General features: G+C 49.4%; 10 protein-coding genes and 1 pseudogene. 8 read left to right on the plus strand and 3 right to left on the minus strand.

The window, feature by feature from the left end; translation table 11 throughout:
- The first annotated feature begins 176 nt into the window (after window positions 1–176).
- The 4 genes and pseudogenes from LVJ85_RS03845 to LVJ85_RS03860 all read left to right on the plus strand — a co-directional run bounded on the left by LVJ85_RS03845 (window position 177) and on the right by LVJ85_RS03860 (window position 5,698).
- Complete coding sequence (locus tag LVJ85_RS03845; protein WP_244743007.1) at window positions 177–1,382, plus strand: TolC family protein; 1,206 nt, start codon at window positions 177–179, stop codon at window positions 1,380–1,382.
- Between the two features lie 38 nt (window positions 1,383–1,420).
- Window positions 1,421–3,571 (plus strand): type I secretion system permease/ATPase, encoded by a 2,151-nt coding sequence (locus LVJ85_RS03850; RefSeq protein ID WP_085362828.1) that lies wholly within the window; start codon window positions 1,421–1,423, stop codon window positions 3,569–3,571.
- 94 nt (window positions 3,572–3,665) lie between these two features.
- Window positions 3,666–4,895 carry an HlyD family type I secretion periplasmic adaptor subunit gene (locus LVJ85_RS03855; RefSeq protein ID WP_085362829.1) on the plus strand — a complete coding sequence of 410 codons (1,230 nt, stop codon included), beginning with the start codon at window positions 3,666–3,668 and terminating at the stop codon, window positions 4,893–4,895.
- 290 nt (window positions 4,896–5,185) lie between these two features.
- Window positions 5,186–5,698: pseudogene (locus tag LVJ85_RS03860) on the plus strand (YchJ family protein).
- 233 nt (window positions 5,699–5,931) lie between these two features.
- On the opposite strand, the gene LVJ85_RS03865 reads toward LVJ85_RS03860, so the two are convergent.
- Window positions 5,932–8,169 (minus strand): nitric-oxide reductase large subunit, encoded by a 2,238-nt coding sequence (locus LVJ85_RS03865; protein WP_244741611.1) that lies wholly within the window; start codon window positions 8,167–8,169, stop codon window positions 5,932–5,934.
- A 404-nt stretch (window positions 8,170–8,573) separates the two neighbouring features.
- Between LVJ85_RS03865 and nirK the strand changes: the two genes are divergently transcribed.
- The 4 genes from nirK to LVJ85_RS03885 all read left to right on the plus strand — a co-directional run bounded on the left by nirK (window position 8,574) and on the right by LVJ85_RS03885 (window position 13,100).
- Window positions 8,574–10,067, plus strand: a complete 1,494-nt coding sequence (nirK, locus tag LVJ85_RS03870; RefSeq protein ID WP_085362831.1) for a copper-containing nitrite reductase — start codon at window positions 8,574–8,576, stop codon at window positions 10,065–10,067.
- 166 nt (window positions 10,068–10,233) lie between these two features.
- Window positions 10,234–10,956 (plus strand): formylglycine-generating enzyme family protein, encoded by a 723-nt coding sequence (locus LVJ85_RS03875; RefSeq protein ID WP_085362911.1) that lies wholly within the window; start codon window positions 10,234–10,236, stop codon window positions 10,954–10,956.
- 561 nt (window positions 10,957–11,517) lie between these two features.
- Window positions 11,518–12,168: a phosphatase PAP2 family protein gene (locus tag LVJ85_RS03880; protein ID WP_244741613.1), complete on the plus strand. Its 651-nt coding sequence runs from the start codon at window positions 11,518–11,520 to the stop codon at window positions 12,166–12,168.
- Entirely contained in the window at window positions 12,165–13,100 is a 936-nt protein-coding gene (locus tag LVJ85_RS03885) for a YheT family hydrolase (protein ID WP_244741615.1), read from the plus strand. Before LVJ85_RS03880 ends, LVJ85_RS03885 begins: the two co-directional genes overlap by 4 nt.
- Before the next feature lie 191 nt (window positions 13,101–13,291).
- Here LVJ85_RS03885 and kdsB read toward each other — a convergent pair whose 3' ends face one another.
- Together kdsB and LVJ85_RS03895 are read right to left on the minus strand one after the other, a co-directional pair.
- Window positions 13,292–14,050 carry a 3-deoxy-manno-octulosonate cytidylyltransferase gene (gene kdsB, locus LVJ85_RS03890; RefSeq protein WP_244741617.1) on the minus strand — a complete coding sequence of 253 codons (759 nt, stop codon included), beginning with the start codon at window positions 14,048–14,050 and terminating at the stop codon, window positions 13,292–13,294.
- The gene (locus tag LVJ85_RS03895; protein WP_115133761.1) at window positions 14,047–14,229 is read right to left on the minus strand and encodes a Trm112 family protein; all 183 of its coding nucleotides are present in this window, start codon (window positions 14,227–14,229) and stop codon (window positions 14,047–14,049) included. Before LVJ85_RS03895 ends, kdsB begins: the two co-directional genes overlap by 4 nt.
- Window positions 14,230–14,237: the final 8 nt, after the last annotated feature.

Consider the following 14,237-nt stretch of genomic DNA (forward strand, 5'->3'; position numbering starts at 1 on the left):
TGAGAAATGTTAAATATGGTGTTATGCTAACGAAGTTAGTATTAGTTCCGAAATTGGAATGATTTTATTTGCTTAAATGCAGTAAATGCTCAGACATTACGATGATTTAAAAAATGAAAAATAATAAGCCTTCGCTACTCTTGCCTCAAAAACTGACGGTTTTGTCAGTTATTCCAATGTTAATGTTTTTCGCTCTGCAACCTGCTTCTGCAGAGGGGCTGAAAACTATTTTGAAGAAGTCATTAGTTTCAGATCCCGCCCTGTTGGAAGCGAAGGCCAACGAGCGTGCAGCTCAAAGTATAACTAAAGCTACCCGTGCCGGGCATTATCCTGTTTTGGCACTTACGGGTACTCAGATGATTAAACAAAAACACAAGCACAGCAGCAATGACCGAGACAGTGGGTTAGGTGTTAGAGGTTCGCTGAATATTTATTCTTGGGGAGGAATACAAGCTGCGGTTAGACGCGATAAAAATAAAGAAATTTATTATGGTCATAAATATTTCGAGACTCAGGAGCAGTTGGGTAGTGAAATCGGCAAACTATACCTTACTGCGTTACGTGCAAAAGAGTCTTTGGAAGTAAACCGCAAAAGTTTAAACAGGCATAACAATCTCTTAAAAGATCTCAGTGTTATTGTTCAATATGACGGGGGGCGCAGATCCGAGCTGGTAGAAGCGCGATCCCGCCAACTTCAAGTGCAAACTTCAATGTCCCAACTGCAAAGAACTATGGAAATAGCTCTAAGCAGACTGGCTAAATATACTTCTGCGCCTATATCACCAAAAGATTTGAAAGATCCTTTTCTAAATGATTCTGCTGTTACATTGGTTAAGAAATTTAATAGCCAAGACAAAGGATTAAATCCTTCCTACTTGGCGCAGCAAGCTGAACGTGAAAGTGTAAAAGCCGAGCTGGACGTAACTAAAGCAGCCCGATTGCCGGCTATTAATCTTGAAGGTACGGCAACGCAAGATACTAAAGAGCTGTATCTGAACTTGTCTTGGAACGTTTTAGATATGGCTTCCAGACATAATGTAGAAAAAAATGCCCAAGCTTTGATTGCCGCAGAATCTAAATCAGAGCAGATATTAAGAGAAGTAACAGAAAAAGCCCGTACGGCAGAGATTGATATGGCTCAAAGTGAACAAAGGGCGGATATTACTGCTCAGCACATTGAGGCGCAAAAGGAAGTTGTGAAGTCGTATGAGCTGCAGTTTAAGATAGCGCGGCGCACATTAACAGATGTTTTGGGTGCATATAATGAGCTGGCAAATATTGAGCAGGAAAATGTGAATGCCCGCAACGATTTTAGAGATGCAGCCTTGGAATATTTGGTTTCTCAATCGCAAGTTGCCAATTGGGCAGGTATAAGCCGTTAAATTAAAAGTTAATAAATCATTTACGTGAAAACATTACCATGAAATCCATTATCGAACACATTGCTTTGGCTACCCGTCTGTTGGGCGTGCCTGTTTCTGAAGCGGCACTTTCTGCAGAAGTGGTGAGGGATAAAAAACTTAATGTCAATTTTCATTCTCTTTCTGAGGTGCTGAGAAGCCACGGTTTTGAGAATACGCTCTCAAAACGTAGTTTGGAAGAGATTCCTTCTTTGGCTGTACCCGTAGTGCTTATTCTTCATAATGAAGAAGCGGCAGTAGTAACGCAAATTGAAGGCGCAGGAAAAGACAGAAAATACCATGTCCGTCAATCTGATGGTTTGGCTCAAGTATTGGATCATGAACAGCTTGCGATTCTCTATTTAGGCTATTGTTGGTTTATCAAGCCTAAAATGGTTTCGGACATGCGTTCTGATCTGCCGGAATATCATTTGCCGAAATCATGGTTTTGGAAAGTTATTTGGCGTTTTAGAAGCTATTATTACCAAGTTATTTTGGCAACGTTCATCATCAATTTTTTAGCTTTGGTCAGCTCCCTTTACGTGATGAATGTTTATGACCGCGTTATTCCGAACCAAGCTTATGAAACATTGTGGGTGTTGAGTATCGGCGTTGTCTTGGCGATTACGTTTGAATTTGCCGCTAAAATGATTCGTGGTCATTTGACTGATATTGCAGGTAAAAAAGCCGATTTGATTATTAGCTCAGCATTGTTCAGACGGGTTATGGCGTTGCGTTTGGCAGATCGTCCTGCTTCGTCGGGTTCTTATGCCAATAATCTGCGCGAGTTTGAATCTGTTCGGGAATTCATGACGAGTGCGAGCTTGTTGACCCTTGTGGATTTGCCGTTTTTATTGCTGTTTATTACGGTGATCGGAATAGTAGGTGGAAAACTGGCTTTGGTGCCGTTAACCATTATTCCTATCGTGGTTATCGTCGGTTTATTGGTACAGCGTCCCCTTTCACGTCACATCAATGAGTCCATGAAAGAATCTTCTCAGCGCTCCGGTTTGGCGGTTGAGGCTATTGAAGGTATTGAAACACTGAAAACCAACAATGCTACTTCTTGGGCGCAACAGCGTTGGGATGAGTACACGGCCAAAACATCGGCTTCTTCTATCAAGGTAAAAGATACCAGCAATTTCATGATTAACTTTGCAACCGGTATGCAACAGTTGAACACAGTGTTTTTGGTTTTGCTGGGAACCTATTTGATACATGCCGATAATCCTTCCGAACGGATTACGATGGGTGCTTTGATTGCATCGGTTATCTTGTCGGGTCGTGCATTGGCGCCTTTGGCTCAGATTGCAGGGTTGGCTACCCGTTTCCAGCAAGCCAAACTTGCTTTGGAAGGTGTGAATAATATCGTGGAGCGCCCGATTGAGCGCAGCCCCGAGCGCCAGTACATTACTTTGGATCATGTGCAAGGTAATATCACTTTTGAGAATGTTTCTTTCAAATACCAGCAAGAAGGTAATGCAGCGGTAACTGATTTGCGCCTCAACATCAGACCGGGTGAGAAAGTGGGTATTCTCGGCCGTATCGGCAGCGGTAAAAGTACCATGCTGAAATTGGCCAGCGGCTTGTACGATACCGAGAAGGGCAGCGTGATGCTGGATGGCGTAGATATGCGCCAGCTTGATCCGAATTTTCTGCGTAATCAGGTTGTATTGTTGAGCCAATCTCCCCGTTTGTTCTTGGGTACGTTGCGTGAAAATATGGACTTGGCTCGAACCGACGGCTATTCGAGCGATCAGGATTTGTTGATTGCTTTGAAACGCTTTGGATTAGACCGCATTATCCGCAGCCATCCTAGAGGCCTGGATATGCCTTTGGGCGAAGACGGTTTGGGATTGTCGGGAGGTCAAAAACAAATTATTGCTTTGGCGCGTATGACTTTAAGAAACCCGAGAGTCGTGTTGTTGGATGAACCGACTACCGGTTTGGATCAGGCTACTGAGCGCATGGCTTTAAATGCGGTTGCACAATGGGGTAAAGACCGCACGATGATTGTGGTTACCCACCGTCCTCAAGTATTACAGATTGTAAACCGCATTATCGTGATGGATAACGGTAAAATCGTTATGGACGGCCCGCGAGATTTGGTATTACAGAAGCTGATGCAGAGTGAAAACAAAACCGACAAACAGCTTGAATCTGCGGCTTAATTGAAGCTGTTGATTTGATAAAGATTAAATATGATAAATAATGCCGGTCTGTTTCAGACGGCCTATAACAAACCGTAAAGGTGTAACTTTCATTATGAGTAGCGAAAACAATATTAAATCCAAAGACTTGGCATTGGTAAATGACTTAAATGCCGCTTTGCAGAAAGAAAAACACAGTGGGCAGTTTTGGGTCATCATTCTGTTTTTCGTATTTTTGGTAGTTTTTGTCATTTGGGCTTATAACAGCCCGATTGAAGAAGTGACCCGCGGGCAAGGTAATGTGATTCCCAGCAGCCGCGAGCAAGTAGTGCAAAGCCTTGATCCGGGGATCATTACGGAAATGCTGGTAAAAGAAGGCGATATCGTTGAGAAAGATCAGGTATTGCTGAAGCTCGACGATACCCGCAGCTCCGCTATTTTGCGTGAAAGCGAAGCCAAAGTTCAAAACTTGGAAGCCATGATTGCCAGATTGAAGGCGGAAGCTTACGGCACCAATTTGAACTTTCCACAGGGAATCAGCGACGAATTGAAACAGCGCGAACATGCTGCATTTATGGCGCGCCGCCGTTCCGTGACTGAAGCGATTCACAATCTGAGCATCAGCAAAGCAACGCTTGATAAGGAAATCAGCATCACTGCACCGATGGTTGCCCAAGGTGTAGTGTCGGAAGTGGAATTGTTGAGAATGCGCAGGGAGTCGAGTGATTTGGCCTTGCAGATTGCCGAGCGTAAAAACCGTTATATGGCTGATGCCAATAACGAATTGGTACAGGCAGAATCAGAGTTGGCTCAAGCCAAAGAAAATATGGCGATGCGTGCAGACCCTGTTGAACGTTCGCAAATCCGTTCGCCCATGCGCGGTATCGTGAAGAATATTCAGATCAATACCGTGGGTGGCGTGGTAAACGTTGGCCAAGACATTTTGCAGATCGTACCTTTGGACGACAAATTGCTTGTGGAAGCCTATATCCGTCCGCAAGACGTTGCTTTTATGCGCCCGGGTTTGCCTGCCGTGGTGAAAGTGAGTGCTTATGATTACGCGATTTATGGCGGTTTGGACGGCAAGGTAACTTTGATCAGCCCTGATACGGTAAGCAGCAGCAATCAGGCTCGTGCGAATGATTTGAAACTCGACCCCAATCAGGTGTATTACCGCATTTTGGTGCAAACAGACAGCAACAGTTTGAAAGACCGAAACGGTAAAGAGCTGCCGATTATTCCGGGTATGGTGGCAACCGTAGATGTGAAAACCGGTGAAAAAACTGTTTTCCAATACCTTATCAAACCGATTACCCGTATGAAACAAGCGCTCCGCGAGCGTTAATGAAACCGTTTGAAACGCCGTCTGAAAAGTTCAGACGGCGTTTTGGTTTTTATTTGATGAACATGGGGAATGATATGAAAATCGTAGCTATAAGTTATCAAATGGTAGAAGTATTTTTCAGACGGCCTCATGTCGGATGAAAAGCTGGTGAAAGTCTTGAGCAGTTAAGTTGTAGAAAATCCTAGAGATTGCAGAGTTTTTGTGAGACGGTTTGATAGAGATCAGAATCAAAATTTGCATAATTAAAATAATGATTTTGATGCGGTAACCAATTTAAAAAGAGACAGTCAATGAAACAAAACGAACAGAAAGAGTTTGAGCCAAGTGAGGCACGGGAAGAGCTTTGTTGCTGCCAATCAAAACTTGCTTATCAAGATTGCTGCAAACCTTATCATGCCCACCAGCGCTTTCCTGCTACGGCAGAAGCTTTGATGCGCTCGCGTTATAGTGCGTATGTGCTTCATTTGGTGGATTATATTGTGGAGACGACCGTTCCGGCAAAGCAGTCGTTACTCAACAAAGTTGAAATTGGGCAATGGAGCAGCGAAACCCATTGGCTGGGGTTGGATGTGCATTTCCATCGCTTAGTCGGCAAAAAGCATGCGCAGGTGGAGTTTACGGCACATTGGCAAGATGCAAACGGGTAGAGGCATCAACATCATGAGCTGTCGGCTTTTGTTCATATTGACGGGCGGTGGTATTTTATTGATCCGACCGTGCCGCTGCCGACGATGAAACAGCCCTGTTTGTGTGGGTCGGGCAAGAAGTTCAAATTGTGTTGCGGGCAGTTTTTTACGTCTTAAATGTAAGGATGGAAAACAGCTTTTTTCAGACGGCCTCGTTGGGTTTACGATGAGTTTGCTGGCGGTAAGCGTTGAAGAGAAATAAGAGGTTCCAGATTATTGATCAATATATGGTTGGACTTGTTAAGTGTTTGAACGGATAAAGGCCGTCTGAAAGTGAGTTTTGCGAACTTCGCTAAAACTTTTTTCAGACGGCCTTGTTACAACATCAAGATATTGGTGAAAGCAACGCCTTACTTATCGCGGCTGAACACCATTTTGGTTGCCTGCCATGCTACGCAGCACGCACCGCCGATGAAGATTAAGTCGGCAACGGTGCGAATCCAGCGCAAAGTATCGAGCAACTCTTGCTGCATAAAGCCTTCGCTGCGGGCATACCACAAACCTTGGGTGATGCTGGCATAAGACTGAATCACACCGATGGGCAGCAGGCTGGTAATGATCATCAGCGTCAAGCCGCCGTTGAGCAGCCAGAATCCCCATGTCATCAGGCTTTCGCTGAATTCGATATTCGGTTTGATATAACGGGCAACCAGCAGCACGAAGCCCAGTGCCAAGAAACCGTACACACCGAACAAGGCGGCATGAGCATGCACCGCAGTAGTGTTTAAGCCTTGCAGATAATAGAGGGAAATCGGCGGGTTAATCAGGAAGCCGAACACACCGGCACCGACCATGTTCCAGAATGCCACGGCTACGAAGCACATCAGCGGCCAGCGCAGGCGTTTTGCCCACGGAGATGCGTGTTGGTAAGACCAATGTTCATAAGCTTCGCGACCCAGCAGAATCAGCGGTACCACTTCCAAAGCGGAGAACGATGCACCCACCGCCATCACGGGTGTGGTGGTTCCTGAAAAATACAGGTGGTGGAACGTGCCGGGCACGCCGCCGACCATAAACAGGCTGGCGGAAACCAAAGCGGTTACGGTGGCGGTACGTTGCGATACCAAACCCATGTTGAAGAAGATAAAGGCCAAGGCAGCGGTGGCGAATACTTCGAAGAAGCCTTCCACCCACAGGTGTACCACCCACCAACGCCAGTATTCCATAATCGTCAGGCTGGTGTGTTCGCCGTAGAACAGGCCGGGCGCGTAGAACAAGCCGACACCTGCCATAGAAGCGACGAAAATGGCGAGCATGTTTTTGTCGGTTTTTTGTTTGAACGCATTCACGGTGCAGCGCAGCATCAGGAACAGCCACAACAGCAAGCCTACCATCAGCAGAATCTGCCAGAAGCGACCCAAATCAAGATACTCGTAGCCTTGATGGCCGAACCAGAAGTTCAAATCGGCAGGAATGGCGTGGCTCAAGGCCAAGAAGTTGCCGCCGTAAGAACCCAGCACCACGATAAACAGGGCGATATACAGGAAATTCACGCCTGCACGTTGGAATTTCGGGTCTTGACCGCCGTTGATGATGGGGGCGAGGAACAAGCCCGCGGTCAGGAAGCCAGTGGCAATCCAGAAAATCGCAGACTGAATGTGCCATGTACGCACTAGGGCATACGGAAACCATTGTGAAATGTCGATGCCGTAAAAATGCTGGCCTTCCACGGTGTAGTGCGCGGTAACGCCGCCGAGCAACACTTGCGCCACAAACAAAGCAACGGTCAGGAAAACGTATTTGCCCAATGCTTTTTGAGACGGCGTGAGTGTAATTTTCGATAAAGGATCTTCAGCCGGCGCTTTCGGCTCTTCGTCGTGTTTCTTCAGGAACGAGAAGCCCCATACCAGCAAGCCGATGCCCAGCAGCAGGAACACGATACTGGCGAAAGACCACATGTAGTTTTCGGTGGTCGGCACGTTGTTCACCAAAGGCTCGTGCGGCCAGTTGTTGGTGTAGGTCGCATCATGGTCGGGACGGTTGGTGGAAGATGCCCACGAAGTCCAGAAGAAGAAGTTGGTCAGCTTTTGGCGAGCCTCTTCGCTCGGCAGCGTGCCGTTTTTCATGGCAAACGCTTCGCGGGTTTTAATCATCGAAGGATCGTCGCCGTAAAGCGTTATGTAATAAGGCGCAACCTGATTGATCGCTTCGATACGGGTGTCGGACAACACCACCTTGCCTTGATCGTTGACACGGCTGCCGTTGCGGTATTCATCGGCCAAACGCGCTTGAATATTCGCTTGCGCCGCTTTATCCAATTCGGCGTATTTCTTGCCGAACTCTTTGCCTGCGGTGATATCCAGCCATGCTTCGGCCTCGCGGTGCAGCCAGTCGGCCGTCCAGTCGGGGGCTTGATACGCGCCGTGGCCGAGAATCGAACCCAGCTCCATACCGCCGGTGCTTTGCCATGCGGATTGGCCGGCCAGAATATCCTGTTCGGTCATGACCGTTTCGCCCGAAGCAGAAACATAGGCTTGGGGAATCGGCGGCACTTGCCGGTAAACCTCGACACCTAAATAGCCGAGGATGGAGAAAGTAATGGTCAGTACCGCAATCAGCGAGTACCAGAGCTTTTTATACTGTCCCATTTTACGCTCCTGTGTTTGTGTTGTTTTGGGTGGTTTAAAAAATTCATAAAATATGAATGTTAAAGATTGTAGCATGAGAAAATCAAAAAAGGTATGGTATGCAGGTTAAATTGATGCAGGATGTTGAATCTTGGTTGTTTTCTTCAGATTTTCTGATGTATGTCAAAAATTAATCTTTCGATAACAATAAGTTGAAGGGTAGGTGGAAAGGATTAGTCAGGCCGTCTGAAAGCTAGTTCCAAAGTATTATTCGGGTATTAAAGATTCATATTTTATGACTGAATTGATTTAAATCAACATATCGGTTTCCGCGCTCGTACATAATCTGTGAAAAATAGTAAAAAACCGTTTTTCGATAAAACCCGCTTACTTCGGTAAGAGGAACAACAAAAAAGGAAACTGCCATGAAACATCACATTCTTGCCGCCTTGATTGCCTCTGCTTTCGCACTTTCCGCCTGCGGTCAAAAAGCAGCCGAGAAACCTGCCGACACCGCAGCCCCGGCATCTGCCGAGCAAAAAGCCGATGCACAAGCACCGCAAGGCGATCTGCCGGTGATTGATGCCGTGATGACACACGCTCCCGAAGTGCCTCCGCCCGTTAACCGCGACTACCCCGCCAAAGTGGTTGTGAAAATGGAAGTGATTGAAAAAGTCATGAAAATGGCCGACGGCGTGGACTACAAATATTGGACATTCGGCGGCCAAGTGCCGGGTCAATTCATCCGTGTGCGCGAAGGCGACCAAGTGGAAGTGCAGTTCTCCAACCACCCCAGCTCTACCGTACCGCATAACGTCGACTTCCACGCCGTAACCGGCCCCGGCGGCGGTGCGGAAGCCACCTTTACCGCCCCCGGCCACACTTCTACCTTCAGCTTCAAAGCTTTGCAGCCCGGCCTGTATATCTACCACTGCGCCACTGCCCCCGTGGGCATGCACATCGCCAACGGTATGTACGGCCTGATTTTGGTCGAGCCTAAAGAAGGCTTGCCGAAAGTGGACAAAGAATTCTATGTGGTACAGGGCGACTTCTATACCAAAGGCAAATACGGCGAACGCGGCCTGCAACCTTTCGATATGGAAAAAGCCATTAAAGAACAGCCCGATTATGTGGTCTTCAACGGCCACGTCGGTTCGATTGCCGGCGACAACGCTCTGAAAGCCAAGGTAGGCGAAAGCGTGCGGATTTATGTGGGTAACGGCGGCCCCAACTTAGTGTCTTCTTTCCACGTGATCGGCGAAATCTTCGATAAAGTTTATGTGGAAGGCGGCAAACTGATTAACGAAAACATCCAAACCACTTTGGTGCCTGCCGGCGGTGCAGCCATCGTTGACTTCAAACTTGATGTTCCCGGCAGCTTCACATTGGTTGACCACTCTATTTTCCGTGCGTTTAACAAAGGCGCATTGGGTCAACTGGTGGTAGAAGGCCCTGCCAACAAAGAAATTTATTCGGGCAAAATGAGCGATACCGTTTACCAGCCTGAAGGCGGCACCATCCAAACCGTACCCTTAACTGCCAGCGAAGCTGCACAAGTGGCCGCAGGCCCCGAAAAAGCGGCCGGCAAGGAAGACCAAATCAAGCTCGGTAAAGCCGTGTACAACGCCAACTGTATGGCCTGCCACGGCGCGGAAGGCAAAGGCGTGGAAGGTGCGTTCCCTCCGCTGGCTAATTCCGATTACCTGAAAGCCGACCACAAACGCGGTATCCATGCCGTCTTAAAAGGCGTGAGCGGTAAAATCACCGTCAACGGCAAAGAATACAACAGCGTAATGCCTGCTATGGCCTTAAACGACGAAGATACCGCCAACGTGCTGACCTACATCCTCAACAGCTTCGACAACGGCGGCGGACAAATCTCCGCAGCCGACGTAGCCAAAGAGCGTGCAGCCAAATAAGTAGGGCAATTGGAGGCCGTCTGAAAAACGGTTGGCAAAACAAGCGCGAACTGTTTTCAGACGGCCTTATCTAACTAAATATCGGTAATGTTGTTAAGGCCGTCTGAAAAACCAGCATGGAGGAAAAGCCGTGAATACCGCTACCAAACTGTTTGCCGCTTTGCTGATGTGTACGGCGGGCATCGCAGCCGCTTCGGATATGGCTGCGGTCAAAGGCGGCAGTTACCGCCCGCTTTACCTCAAAAAAGAAACGCCTATGATTCAGGTTAAAGCGTTTCATATGGACAAGCTGCCCGTAACCAACGCCCAGTTTGACGCGTTTGTGAAAAAATACCCGCAATGGCAGCGCGGCAAGGTGGACAGCAAAAAAGCCGAATCGGGCTATCTGCGCCATTGGACGCAAACCGGTTCGAACGCTTTCGCGCCGGCAGCAGAAGACCTAAACAAACCGGTTACCAACGTATCGTGGTTCGCCGCGCACGCTTACTGCGCCGCACAAGGCAAACGCCTGCCGACCATTGATGAGTGGGAGTTTGCCGGGCAGGCATCCGCCACCAAAATCAACGGCACGGCGGAAGAAGGCTACAACCGCACCATTCTCGACTGGTATGCCGAAGGCAGCCGCAAAGGGCTGCGCGATGTGGGCAAAGGCAAGGCGAACTATTGGGGCATTCACGATATGCACGGTCTGATTTGGGAATGGACGGAAGATTTCAACAGCAGCCTGCTCAGTTCCAACGCGGCGGCGGGCAATAATATGTTTTGCAGCGGCGCATCGGCAGGCTCGGCCGACCCCAGCGATTACGCCGCTTTTATGCGCTACGGCATCCGCACCAGTTTGCAGGCCAAGTTTGTGTTGAACAATTTAGGTTTCCGGTGTGTGAAGTAATATCGGGTATCTTTTTTACTGTGTTCCATCAAAACAAGGCAACCTTTTGGTACGTTGGTAACAGCGTACCGTTTTTTTATTTGCGGTAATGGAGTACAAAAGATAAGGCCGTCTGAAAACATATTTTCAGACGGCCTTTCATTGAATAGCGGCTGTTTTGGTTTAAAGAATATATTCCGTTACCCAAAAGCCCAAGATGGTCAGCAAAGATGCCCAGTTAACGAAAATGATCGCTTCCAATAGCAAAACAGACATGATAAACCTCCGTATTTATGTGAACCTTGCTGTTGCGGGCAACAGCACATTTTTGTTTTTATAAACAACTTGAAAGCCATCATACCAACAATTTCTAAACAATTCTTTACCTTTACTTAACTTTCCATTGTGAAAATTGCAATGGTTATCATCTGTAAATAATAAAAATAATCACAACCTGTTAAGTTATGAAAATCAAATAATGAATTCTTGTTAAAACAAGGCGCTTTTACTGCCGCAGCCTGTTATAAACCGTGGCTCTTCTATAAAATGCCGTCTTGTTTTTTATTTGCCGCTTCATTTTTTATGTTGTCTCTACGCGCGTTTATACCCAGCATTCCCCTCGTGATATTGTTGTTTTTCAGTATCATTCTGCCACTGATTGTGGCGGGATTTATTGCCGAAGATATTTGGGATAAAGACCGATTCCATTTCGAAGAACCGTTGATGCTGTGGGTGCATCAGCATTGGGGCGGTGTGCTGACCGCTCCCGCCGTTGTGCTTCACCATATCGGCAAAGCTTCCGTTGCCACGCCGATTACGGTGGTGTTTGCCACATGGTTTTATCTGCGCAAACAGCGCGGGTATGCGGTATTCGTATTGCTGGCGGCATTGCTGCCGACGATGGTGATGTCTGTGGCCAAACAGTTTTTCGGACGGATGCGGCCGGAATTGTGGCCGCGGGTGGTGCATGAAACCAGCGCGTCGTTTCCCAGTGGGCACAGCACGTTTGCTGCGGCACTCGCTACGATGGTTGTGCTGATTTATTGGCCGTCGCCGTACAGAAAACGGATTATCGCTGCGGCAGCCGCATTTGCTGTGATGATGGGCTTTTCGCGCATTGTGCTGGGCGTTCATTATCCGACGGATGTGCTGGTCGGCTGGATTACGGGCATGAGTATGTCGGTAGGGCTGTATCTCGTGTTGTTCCGCAGGCTTCCCGGAGCAAAATCATGATGCTTACACCTTTAAACACGCCGTTTTGGTTGAGAAACGGCAACTTTGAAACCATTTACGCCAAAACATTGCAGGAAGCCGCGCCGCAATACCGTCGCGAACTGCTGCCCGACAGCACGGGCAGCACGATGGTGGCTTACGATTTTATCGACAGCCCGCATAAAAACGCGCCGCTTGTGGTGCTGTTTCACGGTTTGGAAGGCAGCAGCCGCAGCCATTACGCCGTGGCCTTGATGCGGGCGGTGCAGGCGCGGGGGTGGAACGGCGTGGTGGCGCATTTCCGAAGCTGCGGCGGCGTGCCGAATACCGCGCCGGTGTTTTACCATTCCGGCGATACCCGTGAAGTGGCGTATATGCTGGCTAAGCTGGCGGAGCGGTTTCCGGTGATTTACGCGGCAGGCGTGTCGCTTGGCGGAAATGTGTTGGCGAAGTATTTGGGAGAAGAGGGAAGCGCGGCGGTGCCGCAGGCTGCGGCTGTGGTGTCTGCGCCGGTGGATTTGGCCGCAGCCGGTACGCGCTTCGACCGCGGCGTGACCCGCATGCTTTACACGCGCTATTTCCTGCAATCGCTGCTGCCGAAAGCCGAAGCGGTAGGCTACGGCAAAGAAACGCTGGTGAGCTGTAAAACTCTGGGCGATTTCGACGACAGATTTACCGCGCCGTTGCACGGTTTTGCCGACCGCCACGATTATTACCGCCGCTCGTCGTGCAAGCCTTTGCTGGGTGATATTGCGGTGCCGACTTTGCTGCTGAACGCTTTGAACGATCCGTTTCTGCCGCCGGAAGCGCTGCCGACTGCGGCGGAGGTTTCGTCTGCCGTTACCTTGCTGCAACCGGCCTACGGCGGGCATGTCGGTTTTGTGAGCGGAGCGGGCAGAGGCCATCTGAATTGGCTGCCGCAAACGGTTTTGTCTTATTTTGAACAGGTTTAGCGTAAACCAGCGCAAGCAGCACACGCCGTGATTGAGCCAAACTTGGGTATGACGAATGGCAATAAAGCCGTTTGTCTGGCGATGAATCGGTTTCAAACACATTTAGTAGATAATATTTGCCCGTTGGCGGCCGGAGATGTTTTCAGACGGCCTGTTACCAACGGGCAAATATTATCTGCTGCTTGGGCGCGTTATCCCTTAAAGACAGCGCGAACTCTTTCCAAATCTTCCGGCGTATCCACGCCTGCGGCGGGGGCGGTGTCGGTCACTTCGACGGCAATCGGGTAGCCGTGCCACAGCACACGCAGCTGCTCCAGCGATTCGGCGGTTTCATGCACGGAAGCGCTCATTTGGGCGTATTGCTGCAAAAAGCCGGCGCGGTAGGCGTAAATGCCGATGTGGCGCAGCGGGTTTAAGCCTTCGGGCAGTTTGTCTGTGCCGGCAGCCATCGCATCGCGTGGGTAGGGAATCGGCGCACGGCTGAAATACAGGGCGTTGCCGTGGGTGTTGAGCACCACTTTCACGCAGTTCGGATTGAGAAATTCGGCCAAATTGTCGATAGCGTGCGCGGCGGTGGCCATCGGCACTTGGTTGGCAACCAGCAGGGCGGCGGTGCGGTTGATCAGTTCGGGGTCGATTAAAGGTTCGTCGCCCTGAACGTTCACAATCACGGTGTCGTCGGACAAGCCCAGCGTGGCGGCGGCTTCGGCCAGGCGGGTGGTGCCGCTCTCGTGCGTGTCGGCCGTCATCACGGTTTCGATGCCGTGCGCTTGGCAGGCCGTCTGAATGTCGGCGTGGTCGGTGGCAACGATGACGCGCGCCGCTTTGCTTTTGGCGGCTTGTTCGGCTACGCGCACCACCATGGGTTTGCCGTGGATGTCGGCCAGCGCTTTACCCGGCAGGCGCGAGGAAGAGAGCCGGGCGGGAATCAAAACGGTAAAGGCGCTCATGCGTGCAACTCTTCTTCGCTCAATTCGCGTGCTTCGGTTTCAAGCATATAGGGAATGCCGTCGCGGATGGGGTAGGCCAGTTTGCTTTGGCGGCACCACAGCTCTTGCTTGTCGGGATGGTATTCCAGTTTGCCTTTGCTGACCGGGCAGACGAGGATGTCTAAAAATTTCTTTTCCATGGTTTTGC

Origin of the sequence: Neisseria sp. Dent CA1/247, assembly GCF_022870825.1 — a bacterium.
Classification (GTDB): domain Bacteria; phylum Pseudomonadota; class Gammaproteobacteria; order Burkholderiales; family Neisseriaceae; genus Neisseria; species Neisseria zoodegmatis.